The sequence below is a fragment of the Micromonospora sp. CPCC 206171 genome (genome assembly GCF_036906755.1).
Classification (GTDB): domain Bacteria; phylum Actinomycetota; class Actinomycetes; order Mycobacteriales; family Micromonosporaceae; genus Micromonospora; species Micromonospora purpureochromogenes.
On the sequence record NZ_JBAKHT010000006.1, the window covers coordinates 133,500 to 149,826 of the forward strand.

Here is a 16,327-nt window from a genome sequence, read left to right on the forward strand (position 1 = left end):
TTGTGGTCGTGACGAAACCGGTGTGTGATCGACGGCGAGACGCCGTACCACCGGAAGGACCGCCAGCCGTGAGCCCACTCGTCACCGCGCCGAGCCCCGCCGTACCCCGGCAGGTGCTGGCCGCCCGCACCGGCGTCGCGGTGGTCTTCGCCCTCAACGGCCTCGCCGTGGCGTCCTGGTTCTCCCGGGTCCCCGCGGTCCGCGAGGCGCTCGGGCTCAGCGCCGGCCGGCTGGGCCTGCTGCTGCTGGCCATGTCCGGTGGCGCGGTGCTCGCCCTGACCACCGCCGGGCTGGTCACCCAGCGCCTCGGCGCGGCCCGCACGGTGGTGGCGTCCACCGTGCTGGTGGCGGTCGGGATGGCCGGCGTCGGGGTGGCCGCGGGGGTGGCCGGCTCGCTGCCCGGCGTGGCGGTGGCCCTGTTCGCCCTCGGCTACGGCTCCGGCACCTGCGACGTGGCGATGAACGTCGAGGGCGCCGCCGTCGAGAAGCGGCTGGGGCGCACCATCCTGCCGCGCTTCCACGCCGCCTGGAGTCTCGGCTCGGTGGCCGGCGCGGGCATCGGCGCGGGGGCCGCCCGGGTCGGGGTGCCGATCGGCGTGCACCTGGCGGTCCTGGCGGCGGTGGTGCTCGGCGGCACGATCCTCGGCGCCCGGGCCTTCCTGCCCGCCCAGCCGGCACCGGACACCGCCGCCACCCGGCGCGGTGGCCTGCTCGCCGCCTGGCGGGAGCCGCGCACCCTGCTGCTCGGCCTGCTGGTGCTGGTGATGGCGTTCGCCGAGGGCAGCGCGAACGACTGGCTCGCGGTCGCCTTCGTCGACGGGTACGGCACGAGCGAGGCCGTCGGCGCCGCCGTCTTCGGGGTCTTCGTCACCGGCATGACGATCGGGCGGACCGCCGGCACCGTCGCCCTCGACCGCTGGGGGCGGGTGCCCGTCCTCTTCGCCACCATCCTGCTCGCCGCCTTCGGCGCGGCGGTGGCGGTGCTGGCCGGCTCCGGGCCGGTCGCGATCGCCGGGGTGGCGCTCTGGGGGCTCGGCGCCTCGCTGGGCTTCCCGGTGGGGATGAGCGCCGCCGCCGACGACGAGGAGCGGGCGCCGGCGCGGGTCAGCGTGGTGGCGGTGCTGGGCTACACGTCGTTCCTGGCCGGGCCGCCCGTGCTCGGCCTGCTCGGCGACCGGGTCGGCATCCTGCACGCGCTGCTGGTGGTGCCGCTGCTGCTGCTGCCCACCCTGGCGCTGGTGCCGGTGACCCGGCCGCCGGCGCACCCCGCCAGCAGATAAAACCTAACAGCGGCCGGCCGCGGGCGGTATCGGGTGCGCGGCCGACTGCGCAGCCGAGCCGTGCTGGCTAGGGTCGCCGGATGCCTACCGAAGAGATCACCGCCGCCGCCGCGGGCAGCTGGACCCTGGGCGACCGGGTCGTCCGCCGGATGGGGTTCGGCTCGATGCGGACCACCGTCGACCCCGAGCCGGACCGCGCGGTCCGGGTGCTGCGCCGCGCCGTCGAGCTGGGCGTGAACCACCTCGACACCGCCGCCTTCTACGTCTCGCCCGGCGGCACCCTGAACGTCGGCACCGGCCCCGCCCGGTACGCCACCGAGCTGATCCGCGCCGCGCTCGCCCCGTACCCGGCGGACCTGGTGATCACCACCAAGGTCGGCTTCTCCTACGACCCGGCGACCGGCCTGCGTGAGGCGGGCACCCCGGCCCAGCTGCGCGCCCAGGTCGAGGAGAACCTGCGCCGGCTGGGCCGCGACCACCTCGACGTGGTGAACCTGCGGATCGTGAAGCGGCCCGGGCGGGACTCGGTGGCGGAGTCCTTCGGTGCGCTGGCCGAGCTGCGCGACGCCGGGCTGATCCGGCACCTCGGCCTCTCCAACGTCCGGCTGGACCACCTCGACGAGGCGCAGGCCATCGCCCCGGTGGTGTGCGTGCAGAACAGCTACGCCGTCGACAACCGGGGCGACCAGGACGCGCTGCTGCGCGAGTGCGGGGCGCGCGGGGTGGCGTACGTGCCGTTCTTCGCCCTCGCCGGCGTCCGGCGGGAGGCGGGCGCGGCGGCCGAGCACACCGTCGCCGTCCACGAGATCGCGCGGGCCCACGGCGTCACCCCGCACCAGGTACGCCTCGCCTGGACCCTGCACCAGGGGTCGCACGTGCTGGCCATCCCCGGCACCGGCGACGAGGCGCACCTGATCCAGAACGTCGCGGCCGGCGCGCTGCGGCTCTCCGCCGAGGAACTGGCCGCGCTCGACTGAGCACGCCCGGTCAGCTCCCGCTCACCGGCCTCGCAGCCGACTGTCAGGTGACGGTGCTGCACTGGAGGGACGCCGAGGAGAGGAGCGGGCAGATGGGCTGGTTCAACCGGCGGTCCCGGGCCGCCGTCCCCACCCCGACCAAGCTCGACCGGGAGGCCACCCGCGAGGACCTGGCCGCGCTGGCGGAGTTCGTGACGAGCCGGCAGGGCGTGGAGTTCTACCTGGAGCCGGAGACCACCGCCACGGACACCACGGTGGTGGCCATCGCCCACGACGGCGAGTGGATCCGCCGTCGGACCGGCTCGCCGCAGGTGGCGGCGAAGCTGGCCGGCCGGCACGCCGTGCCGCTCTACGAGGCGGCGAAGACCGGCTACCCCGAGCGGATGCGGGTCTGGAACCGGGCCCACCCGGAACGCCGGATGCGCTGACCGCTCACCCCTCGACGGCGGCGCGGGCCTCGTCGACGGTCATCGGCTCGGCGTGGCTGGAGACGTACCAGTGGTAGCGGTCGTCGAGCAGCCGGCGGACCTGCGCCAGGTCGGGGCCGTCCCCGTCCTGGCGCAGGTGCGCCGGCGGCGGGTAGAAGCAGTCGCCGAGCAGCAGCACCGCCGAGTCGGGCACCAGCACCACGGTCGAGTCGGCAGCGTGCCGGCCGCCGACGTGGCGCAGCCGTACGCCGGTGGGCAGCTCCAGCTCGTCGGTGAAGGTGCGGGTGGGCGGCAGCACCGCGAAGTCGTCCCAGGAGTCCATGGCCAGGGCGCGGGCCCGGAAGCTGGGGCCGAGTCGCGGCTCGGCGCGGACCTGCTCGCGCAGGTAGCGGTGGCTCCACGGGCGGGCGGCCTCGGCGCGCAGCGCCGCCTCCCCGGCGACGTGGCCGACGATCTCCACGCCGGGCCAGGCGCAGGCGCCCCACACGTGGTCCCAGTGGTGGTGGGTGTAGACCAGCCGGCGCGGCTCGGGCAGCCCCGCCGCGGCCAGGCCGGCCCGGATCTCCCGGGCGTGGCCGGGGCTGTGCCCGGCGTCGACCAGCACGCTGCCGCGCTCGTCGGTGATCAACGCCACGCTCGGCCGGATGTTCTCCGGGTCGGGATCGCCCGGGTAGCGCCAGACCCGGCCGGCGAGGTGGTGGAACGCGGGCTCGGCGATGGCGGGGTCCTTTCTCGATCGACCGTCGACGCTCGGTCGTCGGGACCGATCGTAGGCGACCGGCCCGGGGCCGGCGGCCCGGGTGGCGCCCGCTGATCGGCGGATACCCGCCCGCACCGTCCCCTTTGCTCCGCTGCCGCCCCGGCAACAGCGGAGCGCTCCCAGTGTTGCCTCCGGGGCAGCAGAGCAAAGGGGGCGCGGCATCGAGGTCGGACAATCTCCGACGTGCGGGGACGGCCGCTGATGATCGTCGGGATTCGATGGGCTGGCCAGCCCGGCGCGACCCGGGCCGGCGTTGACCCGGCGCGCAGCGGTGTGGCAGCATTCGCGGCCTGACGGCAGTGAAGGAAGTCGGTGCGATTCCGGCGCGGTCCCGCCACTGTCACCGGGGAGCGATCCCCCCTTGCGAGTCACGGCCGTGTTCCTGCGGTTGGAAGGCCGGGGGAGAGCGTTGATCCGGAAGCCAGGATACTTCGGCCGTCGGAGCGACCCCAGGGCGTGGACACCCGAGGAGGACCCCGATGACGCGCAGCGTCCCCACCGCCGACGAGCACCGTCGTACCCGTTCCGGGCGCGCTGACGCGCCCCTGCCCGGCCGCGCCGACGCGCCGGCCGACCGTCCGGACGCCCCGTCCGGCGCCCGCGCCCCGCGTTCCGCCGTTCACCGCTGACCGCCGCACCGTGCCGCCCACCGGCTGACCGCCGGTGATCCGCCCGGCGGCTCGTCGTACCCGCTGAACCGCGCCCGTCCCCTCGCCTCGCCCGACCGGTCCCGCGCCGGTCCGGGCGTCACTCTCCGGAGCCGTCCGTGCGCATCCTGCTGCTCTCCACCGCCGACACCGACCTGCTCGCCGCCCGCGCCAGCGGCGCCGACTACCGGCTGGCCAACCCCGCCCGGGTCGCCGCCGACGCCGTGCCGGCGCTGCTCGACGGCGTCGACCTCGCCGTGGTACGCCTGCTCGGCGGCCGGCAGGCCTGGCCGGACGGGCTGGCCGCCGTGCTCGCCTCGGGTGTGCCCACGGTGGTGCTCGGCGGCGAGGCGGTGCCCGACGCGGAGCTGATGGCCGCCTCCACGGTGGCCTCCGGCGTGGCCACCCAGGCGCTGTCCTACCTGGTCGAGGGGGGTCCGGCGAACCTGGCCGAGCTGGCCCGGTTCCTCTCCGACACGGTGCTGCTCACCGGCGAGGGCTTCGACCCGCCCGCGCCCACCCCGGCGTACGGCGTGCACGCCGACCGGCCCGCCGCCGCGCCGACGGCGGGCCGTCCCACCGTCGGGATCGTCTTCTACCGGGCGCACGCCCTCGCCGGAAACACCGGCTTCGTCGACGTGCTCGCCGACGCGGTCGAGGCGGCCGGCGGCGACCCGCTGCCGATCTTCTGCGGCTCGCTGCGCGGGCTCACCCCCGGCGACGGGCCGCTGCCCCTCTTCGCCCGCTGCGACGCCCTGGTCGTGACCGTCCTCGCCGCCGGCGGCGCCGTCGCGGCGGACGCCTCCGGCGGGGGCGACGAGGACGCCTGGGACGTCGGCGCGCTCGCCGCCCTCGACGTGCCGATCGTGCAGGCGCTCTGCCTCACCAGCACCCGGGAGCAGTGGGCCGGCAGCGACGCCGGACTCTCCCCGTTGGACGCCGCGATGCAGGTGGCCATCCCCGAGTTCGACGGGCGGATCGTCACCGTGCCGTTCTCGTTCAAGCGCATCGACGCCGACGGGCTCTCGGTCTATGCCGCCGACGCGGAGCGGGCCGCCCGGGTGGCCGGCATCGCCGTCCGCCAGGCCCGGCTGCGGCACGTGCCCCACGCCGACAAGCGCCTCGCGGTCGTGCTCAGCTCGTACCCCACCAGGCACTCCCGCGTCGGCAACGCGGTCGGCCTGGACACCCCCGCCTCGGCGGTACGGCTGCTCGGCGCCCTCGCCGACGCCGGCTACCACCTCGGCGACCAGCCGGTCCCCACCGACGGGGACGCGCTGATCCACGCGCTGATCGCCGCCGGCGGGCACGACGTCGAGTGGCTCACCCCCGAGCAGCTCGCCGCCGCCGAGGCGCGGGTACCCGGGCCGACCTACCGGCGCTGGTTCGCCCGGGTGCCGGCGCCGCTGCGGGACCGGATGCGCACCCACTGGGGCGAGCCGCCCGGCGAGCTGTACGCCGACGGCGGCGACCTGGTCCTGGCCGGGCTGCGCTTCGGCAACGTGGTGCTGATGATCCAGCCGCCGCGCGGCTTCGGCGAGAACCCGATCGCCATCTACCACGACCCCGACCTGCCGCCCAGCCACCACTACCTGGCCGCGTACCGCTGGCTGGCCGCGCCGGTGGCCGACGGCGGCTTCGGCGCCGACGCGGTGGTGCACCTCGGCAAGCACGGCACGCTGGAATGGTTGCCCGGCAAGGGGCTCGGGCTCGCCGCCGACTGCGCCCCCGACGCCGTCCTCGGCGACCTGCCGCTGGTCTACCCGTTCATCGTCAACGACCCCGGCGAGGGCACCCAGGCCAAGCGCCGCGCGCACGCCGTCGTCGTCGATCACCTCGTCCCGCCGATGGCCCGCGCCGAGACATACGGCGACCTGGCCAAACTCGAACAGCTCCTCGACGAGTACGCCACCGTCCAGGCGCTCGACCCGGCCAAGGTGCCGACCGTGCGGGCGCAGATCTGGGACCTCGTTCGGGCCGCCGAGCTGCACCACGACCTGCACACCGCGGACATGCCGGCCGCCGACGACTTCGACGACTTCGTGCTGCACCTCGACGGGTACCTCTGCGAGGTCAAGGACGTGCAGATCCGCGACGGGCTGCACATCCTCGCCGAGGCGCCCACCGGCGAGGCCCGGGTCAACCTCGTCCTCGCCGTGCTGCGCGCCCCCCAGGTCTGGGGTGGCACCCGCGCCCTGCCCGGCCTGCGCCAGGCGCTCGCCGCCGCGTACGGGCTGGACGAGCAGGAGTTGCTCGCCGAGCCGGGCCGGCGGATCGCCGTGCCGGAGCCGCTGACCGAGGCGGCGGACGGGCCGGCCGCCACCGCCGCCGACGCCGTCGACCTGGTCGAGGCCCTGGCCCGCCGGCTGGTCGTCGGCATGGAGACCCTCGGCTGGGACGCCGACAAGGTCGACCCGGTGGTCGAGGAGGTCACCGGCCGGGCGATCGGCGACGCCGCCGACGTGCTGCGGTTCGCCGCCCGCGAGGTGGTGCCCCGGCTGGCCCGGACCACCGACGAGATCGACCGGGTGCTCGGCGCGCTGGACGGCCGGTTCGTGCCGCCCGGCCCCTCCGGGTCACCCACCCGCGGCCTGGTCAACGTGTTGCCCACCGGCCGCAACTTCTACTCCGTCGACCCCAAGGCCATCCCGTCGCGCAACGCCTGGGACGTCGGGGTGGCCCTCGCCGACTCGCTGCTCGCCCGGCACGTCGCCGACACCGGCGCGTACCCCCGCTCGGTCGGGCTCACCGTCTGGGGCACCAGCGCCATGCGTACCCAGGGCGACGACATCGCCGAGGTGCTGGCCCTGCTCGGCTGCCGGCCGACCTGGGACGACCGGTCGCGGCGGGTCACCGGCGTCGAGGTGGTGCCGCTGGCGGAGCTGGGCCGCCCCCGGGTGGACGTCACCGTCCGCATCTCCGGCTTCTTCCGCGACGCGTTCCCGCACGTCGTGGCGCTGCTCGACGACGCGGTACGCCGGGTCGCCGCCCTCGACGAGCCGGCCGGGGAGAACTACGTCCGGGCCCACGTGGCCGCCGACCTCGCCGAACACGGCGACGAGCGGCGGGCCACCGCCCGGATCTTCGGCTCCAAACCCGGGGCGTACGGGGCGGGGCTGCTGCCGCTGATCGACGCCCGGAACTGGCGTACCGACGCCGACCTCGCCGAGGTGTACGCCGTCTGGGGCGGCTACGCCTACGGCCGGGACCTGGACGGACGGGAGGCGCGCGCCGACATGGAACGCTCCTTCGCCCGCATCGCCGTCGCCGTGAAGAACCAGGACACCCGCGAGCACGACATCGTGGACTCCGACGACTACTTCCAGTACCACGGCGGGATGGTGGCGATGGTCCGCCACCTCACCGGCGCCGCGCCGGCCGCGTACGTGGGCGACTCGGCGATGCCGCACGACGTCCGCACCCGCACCCTCGGCGAGGAGACCCGGCGGGTGTTCCGGGCCCGGGTGGTCAACCCGAAGTGGATCGCCGCGATGCGCCGGCACGGCTACAAGGGCGCGTTCGAGCTGGCCGCCACCGTGGACTACCTGTTCGGCTACGACGCCACCGCCGGCGTGGTCGACGACTGGATGTACGAGCACCTGGCCGCCGCGTACGTCTTCGAGGAGACCACCCGGGAGTTCCTGGAGCAGTCCAACCCGTGGGCGCTGCGCGGCATCACCGAGCGGCTGCTGGAAGCCGCCGACCGGGGCCTGTGGGCCGCGCCCGAACCGGCCACCCTCGACCGGCTCCGCGAGACGTACCTGGCCAGCGAGGGCGATCTGGAGGACCGGCAGTGAGCGCGAGGAGTGAGCCGGTTTTGCGAGCCCCGCAGTCGCGATCGAAGGAGGCGCAGTGAGTTCGTACCCGTTCAGCGCGGTGCTCGGCATGGACGACATGCGCCTGGCCCTGCTGCTCAACGCCGTCTCCCCGGCCATCGGCGGGGTGCTGGTGCGGGGCGAGAAGGGCACCGCCAAGTCGACCGCCGTGCGGGCCCTCGCGGCGCTGCTGCCCCCGGTCGACCGGGTCGCCGGCTGCCGCTTCGCCTGCGACCCGGCCGCCGCCGACCCCGCCTGCCCGGACGGGCCGCACCCGGCCGAGCCGGTGGCCGAGCGCCGCCCGGCCCGCCTGGTCGAACTACCCGTCGGCGCCGCCGAGGACCGGGTGGTCGGCTCGCTCGACCTGGAGAAGGCCCTCGGCGAGGGGGTACGCGCCTTCGAGCCGGGCCTGCTCGCCGCCGCCCACCGTGGCGTGCTCTACGTCGACGAGGTGAACCTGCTCCACGACCACCTGGTCGACCTGCTGCTCGACGCCGCCGCGATGGGCCGCTGCCACGTCGAGCGGGAAGGCGTCTCGGTCAGCCACGCCGCCCGGTTCCTGCTGGTCGGCACCATGAACCCGGAGGAGGGGGAGCTGCGCCCGCAGCTGCTCGACCGGTTCGGGCTCACCGTCGCCGTGGGCGCCAGCCGCGACCCGGCCGTCCGCGTCGAGGTGGTTCGCCGACGGCTCGCCGCCGACGCCGACCCGGCCGGGTTCGCCGCCCGGTGGGCCGACGCCGACGCCGAGATCGCCCACCGGGTCGCCGCCGCCCGGCGGCGGCTGGACCGGGTACGGCTGCCCGACGCCGCGCTGCGCCAGATCGCCGAGGTGTGCGCCGCGTTCGACGTGGACGGGATGCGCGCCGACATCGTCACCGCCCGCGCCGCGCTCGCGCACGCCGCGTGGCAGGGCCGGGACCGGGTGGGCGCCGAGGACGTCCGGGTCGCCGCCCGGCTGGCGCTGCCGCACCGGCGGCGCCGCGACCCGTTCGACAGCCCCGACCTGGACGAGAAGCGCCTGGACGAGGCGTTGCGGCGGGCCCAGGACGAGCACCCCGACGACGACCCGCCCGGCGGCGATCCGGGTGGCGGTCCCGGTCCCGACGACGGTTCGGATGGCTCCGACGGGGGCGGGGGAGGCCACTCGGCCGGCAGCCGCGCCGACGACCACGGTTCCGCCGGTTCGGGCTCGGCGGAGCGGGGTCGATCCGGGTCGGCCGAGGCCCGCGAGGACGGACGCTCCGGCGAGGACGGACGCTCCGGCGAACGGAGCGACCCCGCCGACCCGGCCGGCCGTACCGACGGCGGCTGGCCGGCGGACGACGACCGGTGGCCGGACCGTGCCGCCGGTGGCCACGGCGACGGCCACGACGGCGGCGGGCCGGACGACGGCCCCGGCTCCCGCCCCGGCGGCGACGCGGGAGACGGCGAGGCGGAGCTCCGGCCGGCGAGCGGTGGGCAGCCGGTGGCCGTACCCCGGAGTGGGTTGCGGGCCCGGCTGCTCACCGCGCCCGGGGTCGGCGACGGCGTGCCGGGGCGGCGCTCCCGGGCCCGGACCGGGCGCGGCCGGACCACCGGCGCGCGGGTGCCGGGCGGCCGGCCCGGCGCGCTGCACCTGCCGGCGACGCTGCGGGCCGCCGCCCCGCACCAGCCGGGCCGGGGCCGGCGCGGCGGCCCGCTGCTGCTGCGCCCGGACGACCTGCGCGAGGCGGTCCGCGAGGGACGCGAGGGCAACCTGGTGCTGTTCGTGGTCGACGCCAGTGGGTCGATGGGTGCCCGGCAGCGGATGTCCGCCGTCAAGGGCACGGTGCTCGCCCTGCTCACCGACGCCTACCAGCGCCGGGACAAGGTCGCCGTGATCGCCTTCCGGGGCGCCGGCGCGCGTACCCTGCTGCCGGCCACCTCCTCGGTGCTGGCCGCCTCGGCCCGGCTGGCCGAGTTGCCCACCGGCGGGCGCACCCCGCTGGCGGAGGGGCTGCTCGCCGCGGCCGAGCTGCTGCGGGTGGAGCGGCTGCGCGACCCGAAGCGCCGTCCGCTCGTGCTGGTCGTCACCGACGGGCGGGCCACCGCCGGCGACCGCCCGCTGGACCGGGCCGCCCGTGCCGCGGCGGTGCTCGCCGCCACCGGCGCGCCCAGCGTGGTCGTCGACTGCGAGTCCGGCCCGGTCCGGCTCGGCCTCGGCCGCCGCCTCGCCGCCCAGCTCGGCGCGGACCACCACCGCCTCGACGCGGTCGCCACCGACCCCCTCCTGACGCTCGCCACCGGTCCGGCCTGCGGCTGCCGTGGCGGCATCCACCACGACTGCGCGACCGCGGCGGCCGGACCCGCCGCCCCGACCAGAAGGAGCGCCTGATGCCGCAGGGCAAGCCGTCCACCGTGCCCGCCGACGGGCTGACCACCCGGCAGCGCCGCCGCCGTCCGCTGCTGGTCGTGCACACCGGACAGATGAAGGGCAAGTCCACCGCCGCGTTCGGGCTGGCGCTGCGCGCCTGGACCGCCGGACTGCCGATCGGGGTGTTCCAGTTCGTCAAGAGCGCCAAGTGGCGGGTCGGCGAGGAGAATGCCTTCCGCGCCCTCGGCGAGGTGCACGAGCGCACCGGCCAGGGCGCAGCGGTCGCCTGGCACAAGATGGGCGAGGGCTGGTCCTGGATCCAGCGCGGCGGCGAGGCCGACCACGCCGCCGACGCCCTGGAGGGCTGGCGGCAGATCCAGCGCGACCTGGCCGCCGAACGCTACGGCCTGTACGTGCTCGACGAGTTCACCTACCCGATGAAGTGGGGCTGGGTCGACGTCGACGAGGTCGTCGACACCCTCGCCAACCGCCCCGGCTTCCAGCACGTCGTGATCACCGGCCGGGACGCCGACCCGCGCCTGGTCGCCGCCGCCGACCTCGTCGCCGAGCTGACCAAGGTCAAGCACCCGATGGACGCGGGCCAGAAGGGTCAGAAGGGCATCGAATGGTGAGCCCGGACGCGCCGCTGCCCCGGCTGGTGGTGGCCGCCCCGGCCAGCGGGCACGGCAAGACCACCGTGGCCACCGGCCTGCTCGCCGCGCTGCGCCGGCGCGGGCTGACCGTCAGCCCGCACAAGGTCGGCCCCGACTACATCGACCCCGGCTACCACGCCCTGGCCGCCGGCCGGCCCGGCCGCAACCTCGACCCCTGGCTGGTCGGCGAGGAGCGGATCGCGCCCCTGCTGCGGCACGGCGCGAGCGTGCCCACCCCCGCCGACGTGGCGATCGTCGAGGGCGTGATGGGGCTGCACGACGGCGCGGTCGGCCGCCGGTCGTACGCCTCCACCGCGCACGTCGCCCGGCTGATCGACGCGCCCGTGCTGCTGGTCCTCGACACCACCGCGCAGGGCCGCTCGGCCGCCGCGCTGGTGCTCGGCATGCGCGCCTTCGACCCCGGCGTGCGCATCGGGGGAGTGGTGCTCAACCGGGTCGGCTCGCCCCGGCACGAGACCCTGCTGCGCGACGCCCTCGCCGAGGTGGGCGTACCGGTGCTCGGGGCGGTCACCCGGGCCGCCGAGGTGGCCGCCCCGTCGCGGCACCTCGGGCTGGTGCCGGTCGCCGAACGGGCCCCCGAGTCCGTTGCCGTCGTCGCCGCCCTCGCCGAGCTGGTGGAGTCCACCGTGGACCTGGACGCGGTGCTCGACCTCGCCCGGACCGCCCCGCCGCTGACCGTTCCCGCCTGGGACCCGGCCGGCGCCGTCGGCGGCCCCGCCGGCCGGGACCGTCCGGTCGTCGCGGTGGCCGGCGGCCCGGCCTTCACCTTCTCGTACGCCGAGACCACCGAACTGCTCGCCGCGGCCGGCGCCACCGTGGTCCGCTTCGACCCGCTGCGCGACCCCGCCCTGCCCGCCGGCACCCGCGCCGTCGTCGTCGGCGGTGGTTTCCCCGAGGTGCACGTCGAGGCCCTCGCGGCCAACTCCGCGCTCCGCGCCGAACTGGCCGACTTCGACGGGCCGATCGTCGCCGAGTGCGCCGGCCTGCTCTACCTCGGGCGCTCCCTCGACGGGGTGCCGATGTGCGGGCGGCTGCCGCACACCGCCCGGATGACCGGCACGCTCACCCTCGGCTACCGGGAGGCCGTCGCCGCCGCCGACTCCCCACCGCACCGGGCCGGCGAGCCGGTACGCGGCCACGAGTTCCACCGCACCGCCACCGACCCCGGCCACGGGGACCGGGCGGCGTGGCGCTGGGACGGCGGCCGGCACGGCTTCGTTGACGACCGGGTGCACGCCTCCTACCTGCACACCCACTGGGCGGCGCACCCGTCGGCCGCCCGCCGCCTGGTCGAGGCGGCCGCCCGGTGAGCGCGCCGACGCTGACCGGGGTGGGCGTCGGCCCCGGCGACCCGGAACTGCTCACCCTCAAGGCGGTGCGGGTGCTGCGCGAGGCCGACCTGGTGGTCGTACCGGTGATGGACCGGCTGGCCGCGGACGGCGACGCGCCCTCAGGCCGGGCCGAGACCACCGTGCGCGCGCACGTCGACGCGGACCGGCTGCGCCGGCTGCCGTTCGCCCTGGACGACAGGGGCGGGGTGACCGCCCGCCGCGAGCGGGCCTGGGACGCCGCCGCCCGGGCCGTGGTGGCCGCCCTCGACGGCGGCGCCGCCTCGATCGCCTTCGCCACCATCGGCGACCCGAACGTCTACTCCACCTTCGGCTACCTCGCGCAGAGCGTCCGCGCGTTGCGGCCGGCCGTCGAGGTGCGCACCGTGCCCGGGGTCACCGCCATGCAGGAGCTGGCCGCGCGCAGCGGGGTGCCGCTCTGCGAGGGCCGCGAACCGCTCACCCTGCTGCCGGCCACCGCCGGGCTGGCGCTCGTCTCCGACGCCCTGGCCGGGCCGGGCACCGTCGTCGTCTACAAGGGCTGGCGGCGGCACCCCGAGCTGGTCGACGAGCTGCGCCGCCACGACCGGTTGCCGGACGCCGTGCTCGGCCGGTCGGTCGGCCTGACCGGGGAGCGGATCGGGCCGGTCGACGCCGCCGCCGACGACCTGCCGTACCTGTCGACACTGCTGGTCCCGGCGCGCCGGGACCGCCAGGGAGGAAAACTGTGACGACCACTGGAAAGGTCTGGTTCGTCGGGGCCGGTCCCGGCGCGGCCGACCTGCTCACCCTGCGCGCCGCCCGGGTGATCGGCGCCGCCGACGTGGTGATCTGGGCGGCCAGCCTGGTGCACGCCGACGTCCTCGCCCACGCCCGCGCCGACGCCGAGATCGTCGACTCGTCGCAGCTGCCGATCGAGGGGGTGCTGCCGCTGTACCGGCGGGCCGCCGCCGAGGGGCTGTCCGTGGCCCGGATCCACTCCGGCGACCCGGCGCTCTGGGGCGCGGTGCAGGAACAGCTCGACCTGTGCCGGGCGCTCGACCTGGCGGTGGAGATCGTGCCCGGGGTGTCGTCGTTCACCGCCGTGGCGGCGATCGTCGGCCGGGAGCTGACCATCCCCGAGGTGGCCCAGTCGGTGATCCTCACCCGCCTCGAAGGCGGCAAGACGCCGATGCCGCCGGGGGAGCGGGTCCGCGACTTCGCCCGGCACGGCACCACGATGGCGCTGTTCCTCTCCGCCGCCCGCTCCGGGCAGGCGCAGGCCGAGCTGCTCGCCGGGGGCTACCCGCCGGACACCCCGGTCGTGGTCGCGTACCAGGCGACCTGGCCGGACGAACTGGTGGTGCGCTGCGCGCTGGCCGACCTGGAGGCCACCGTCAAGGAGCACCGGCTCTGGAAGCACACCCTCTTCCTGGTCGGCCCCGCCCTCGCCGCCACCGGCACCCGCTCGCACCTCTACCACCCCGGGCACTTCCACACCTTCCGCCGGGCCGAGCCGGCCGCCCGCGCCGAGCTGCGCCGCGCCCGCGCCGCCGGGTCGGGGGACGGCTCCCGGTGACGTACGCCGAGCCGCCGCTGCGCGAGCCGGACCTGCCGCGTACCGCGAAGGTCCGGCCCACCGCGCTGCGTACCGGCTGGACCACCGGCGCCTGCGCGACGGCGGCGGCCAAGGCCGCGGTGACCGCCCTGGTCACCGGCGTGCCGCAGCCGGAGGTGGAGATCGGGCTGCCGGACGGCCGGCGGGTGAGCTTCCCGGTGGCCCGGTGCGACCTCACCCCGGCGTCGGAGGCGCGCGCCGAGGCGGTGGTGGTCAAGGACGCCGGCGACGACCCGGACGTGACCCACGGCGCGCACCTCACCGCCACCGTCGGCTGGCGCGCCGAGCCCGGCCTGGACCTCGCCGGCGGCCCCGGCGTCGGCACCGTCACCAAGCCGGGGCTCGGCCTCGCCGTCGGCGGCCCGGCGATCAACGAGACCCCGCGCCGGATGATCGGCCAGGCCGTGGCCGAGGTGGTCGACCTCACCGAGGTCGGCGTCCGGGTGGTGATCAGCGTGCCGGGCGGCGAGGTGATGGCCCGCAAGACCACCAACCGGCGGCTCGGCATCCTCGGCGGCATCTCGATCCTCGGCACCACCGGGATCGTCCGGCCCTTCTCCACCGCCTCCTGGCGGGCCAGCGTGGTGCAGGCGGTGCACGTGATGGCCGCCCAGGGCGAGTCCACCGTGGTGCTCTGCACCGGCGGGCGGACCGAGCGGGCCGCGCGGGAGCTGCTGCCGGAGCTGCCCGAGGTGTGTTTCGTCGAGGTCGGGGACTTCACCGGCGCCGCGGTCACCGCCGCCGTCGGCGATCAGATGACCGGGGTGGTCTTCGTCGGGATGGCCGGCAAGCTGGCCAAGCTCGCCGCCGGCATCCTGATGACCCACTACACCCGGTCCAAGGTGGACCTTTCGCTGCTCGGCGCGGTCACCGCCGAGGCCGGCGGCGACGCCGACCTGGTCGCGGCGGTCACCGCGGCGAACACCGGGCGGCACGCGTACGAGCTGTGGGAGGCCGCGGGCCTGCTCGGCCCCGCCGGAGACCTGCTCTGCCACCGGGTCCGCCAGGTGCTGCTCCGCTTCGCCGAGCGAGCGGTCACCGTCGACGTGGCCATGGTCGACTTCGCCGGCTCCCGGGTCGTCGCCTCCTCGGGCCGGTGGGCGGCGTGAGCGCCGCGCCGTCGCGGAACGGTGAGCCGGTCGCTCAGGGTGGTGACGGACGGCGGGAATCCACCGGCGTCCGATATGACTCCCAGTCATATCTATGCCTGAGCGGCATACCGCTCACCGAGGACCTGTCCGCCGGCGCGGCCGTGATCGTGGTGGGGATCGACGCCGCCGGTCGGCCGGCGCACCCCGGGCTGGCCGAGGCGCTCGCCACCGCCGGGCTGGTGGTCGGGGCGGCCCGGCACCTCGCCGCCGTGCCGGTGCCGCCCGGCTGCCCGACCGTGACCCTCGGGCCGCTCACCCCCGCCCTGGATCGGCTCGGCGCCGCCGTCGCGGCTGGCGACCACGCCGTCGTGCTGGCCAGTGGCGATCCCGGCTTCTTCGGCATCGTCCGGCGGCTGCGGGCGGCCGGGCTGCCGCTCCGGGTGCTGCCGGCGGTCTCCAGCGTGGCCGCCGCGTTCGCCCGCGCCGGACTGCCGTGGGACGGCGCGGCGGTGGTCACCGCGCACGGGCGCGACCCCCGGCCGGCGCTCAACGCCTGCCGCGCGCTGCCCGCCGTCGTGGTGCTCACCGCGCCCGGCGCCGGGGCGGCCGAACTCGGGGCGGGCCTGGTCGGCTGGTCCCGCCGGCTCATGGTGGCCGAGCGCCTGGGCACCCCCGACGAGCGGGTGACCTGGGCCAGCCCGGCGGAGGCGGCCGGTCGCACCTGGGCCGATCCCCACGTCCTGCTCAGCCTGGCCCCGGCCGCCGGTGCCGGGGGCGGGACGGGCCCGATGCGGGTGGACAACCAGCCGGCCGCCGCGCCGGCCGGCGGCTGGGCGCTGCCGGAGACCGCGTACGCCCACCGGGACTCGATGATCACCAAGGCGGAGGTACGCGCCCTCGCGGTGGCCCGGCTGCGCCCCCGCCTCGGCCGACTGGTCTGGGACGTCGGCGCCGGCAGCGGCTCGGTGGGCATCGAGTGCGCCCTGCTCGGCGCGGCCGTGATCGCGGTGGAACGCGACCCGCGAGCACCGGTGCGGGCCAACGCCGCCCGGCACGGCGTCGACCTCCGGTTGGTGACCGGTCACGCCCCCGAGGCGCTGCGCGGGCTGCCCGACCCGGACGCCGTCTTCGTCGGCGGCGGCGGCACCGACGTGCTCGCCGCGGTGGCCGAGCGCCGGCCGGACCGGATGGTGGTCACCCTCGCCGCGCTGGACCGGGTCGCCCCCGCCGTGCACCTGCTGCGCGCCGCCGGCTACGCGGTCGAGGGCAGCCAGCTCGCCGCCGCCCGCCTCGCCGACCTGCCCGGCGGCTCACTGCGCCTGGCCGCCACCAACCCGGTGGTCGTGCTGACCGGGGAGCGCCGGTGACCAGTCCATCCACCCACCACACCGGACCCTC

The 16,327-nt window shown here is 76.9% G+C and carries 13 protein-coding genes and 1 riboswitch; of the genes, 12 read left to right on the forward strand and 1 reads right to left on the reverse strand.

The features are described from left to right. Positions 1-68: 68 nt before the first annotated feature. The 3 genes from V6U89_RS10335 to V6U89_RS10345 all read left to right on the forward strand — a co-directional run bounded on the left by V6U89_RS10335 (position 69) and on the right by V6U89_RS10345 (position 2,685). Entirely contained in the window at positions 69-1,280 is a 1,212-nt protein-coding gene (locus V6U89_RS10335) for an MFS transporter (RefSeq protein ID WP_334570604.1), read from the forward strand. 80 nt (positions 1,281-1,360) lie between these two features. Further along, a complete protein-coding gene (locus tag V6U89_RS10340) occupies positions 1,361-2,257 on the forward strand; it encodes an aldo/keto reductase (RefSeq protein WP_334570605.1) in 897 nt (298 codons plus the stop codon). A gap of 92 nt (positions 2,258-2,349) precedes the next feature. Then, positions 2,350-2,685 (forward strand): hypothetical protein, encoded by a 336-nt coding sequence (locus tag V6U89_RS10345; protein ID WP_334570606.1) that lies wholly within the window; start codon positions 2,350-2,352, stop codon positions 2,683-2,685. Between the two features lie 4 nt (positions 2,686-2,689). Here V6U89_RS10345 and V6U89_RS10350 read toward each other — a convergent pair whose 3' ends face one another. Beyond that, complete coding sequence (locus tag V6U89_RS10350) at positions 2,690-3,520, reverse strand: MBL fold metallo-hydrolase (protein WP_334570607.1); 831 nt, start codon at positions 3,518-3,520, stop codon at positions 2,690-2,692. A 202-nt stretch (positions 3,521-3,722) separates the two neighbouring features. After that, a riboswitch (cobalamin riboswitch) is annotated at positions 3,723-3,899 on the forward strand. A 25-nt stretch (positions 3,900-3,924) separates the two neighbouring features. Here V6U89_RS10350 and V6U89_RS10355 point away from each other — a divergent pair. The 9 genes from V6U89_RS10355 to cbiE all read left to right on the forward strand — a co-directional run bounded on the left by V6U89_RS10355 (position 3,925) and on the right by cbiE (position 16,296). Beyond that, positions 3,925-4,074 (forward strand): hypothetical protein, encoded by a 150-nt coding sequence (locus V6U89_RS10355; protein ID WP_334570608.1) that lies wholly within the window; start codon positions 3,925-3,927, stop codon positions 4,072-4,074. 137 nt (positions 4,075-4,211) lie between these two features. Continuing rightward, positions 4,212-7,889 carry a cobaltochelatase subunit CobN gene (cobN, locus tag V6U89_RS10360; protein WP_334570609.1) on the forward strand — a complete coding sequence of 1,226 codons (3,678 nt, stop codon included), beginning with the start codon at positions 4,212-4,214 and terminating at the stop codon, positions 7,887-7,889. Between the two features lie 88 nt (positions 7,890-7,977). Beyond that, positions 7,978-10,260, forward strand: coding sequence for a VWA domain-containing protein (locus V6U89_RS10365; protein ID WP_442933904.1), 2,283 nt, complete (start codon positions 7,978-7,980; stop codon positions 10,258-10,260). After that, a complete protein-coding gene (gene cobO, locus V6U89_RS10370; protein ID WP_334570611.1) occupies positions 10,260-10,871 on the forward strand; it encodes a cob(I)yrinic acid a,c-diamide adenosyltransferase in 612 nt (203 codons plus the stop codon). Before V6U89_RS10365 ends, cobO begins: the two co-directional genes overlap by 1 nt. Continuing rightward, on the forward strand, positions 10,865-12,223 hold the full coding sequence (locus V6U89_RS10375) for a cobyrinate a,c-diamide synthase (RefSeq protein ID WP_334570612.1): 1,359 nt from the start codon (positions 10,865-10,867) through the stop codon (positions 12,221-12,223). Before cobO ends, V6U89_RS10375 begins: the two co-directional genes overlap by 7 nt. Beyond that, complete coding sequence (cobI, locus tag V6U89_RS10380; protein WP_334570613.1) at positions 12,220-12,972, forward strand: precorrin-2 C(20)-methyltransferase; 753 nt, start codon at positions 12,220-12,222, stop codon at positions 12,970-12,972. The genes V6U89_RS10375 and cobI overlap by 4 nt, the downstream gene beginning before the upstream one ends. Next, a complete protein-coding gene (gene cobM / locus V6U89_RS10385; protein ID WP_334570614.1) occupies positions 12,969-13,799 on the forward strand; it encodes a precorrin-4 C(11)-methyltransferase in 831 nt (276 codons plus the stop codon). The genes cobI and cobM overlap by 4 nt, the downstream gene beginning before the upstream one ends. Further along, complete coding sequence (locus V6U89_RS10390; protein WP_334570615.1) at positions 13,796-14,947, forward strand: cobalt-precorrin-5B (C(1))-methyltransferase; 1,152 nt, start codon at positions 13,796-13,798, stop codon at positions 14,945-14,947. Before cobM ends, V6U89_RS10390 begins: the two co-directional genes overlap by 4 nt. 98 nt (positions 14,948-15,045) lie before the next feature. Further along, complete coding sequence (gene cbiE, locus V6U89_RS10395) at positions 15,046-16,296, forward strand: precorrin-6y C5,15-methyltransferase (decarboxylating) subunit CbiE (protein WP_334570718.1); 1,251 nt, start codon at positions 15,046-15,048, stop codon at positions 16,294-16,296. Positions 16,297-16,327: the final 31 nt, after the last annotated feature.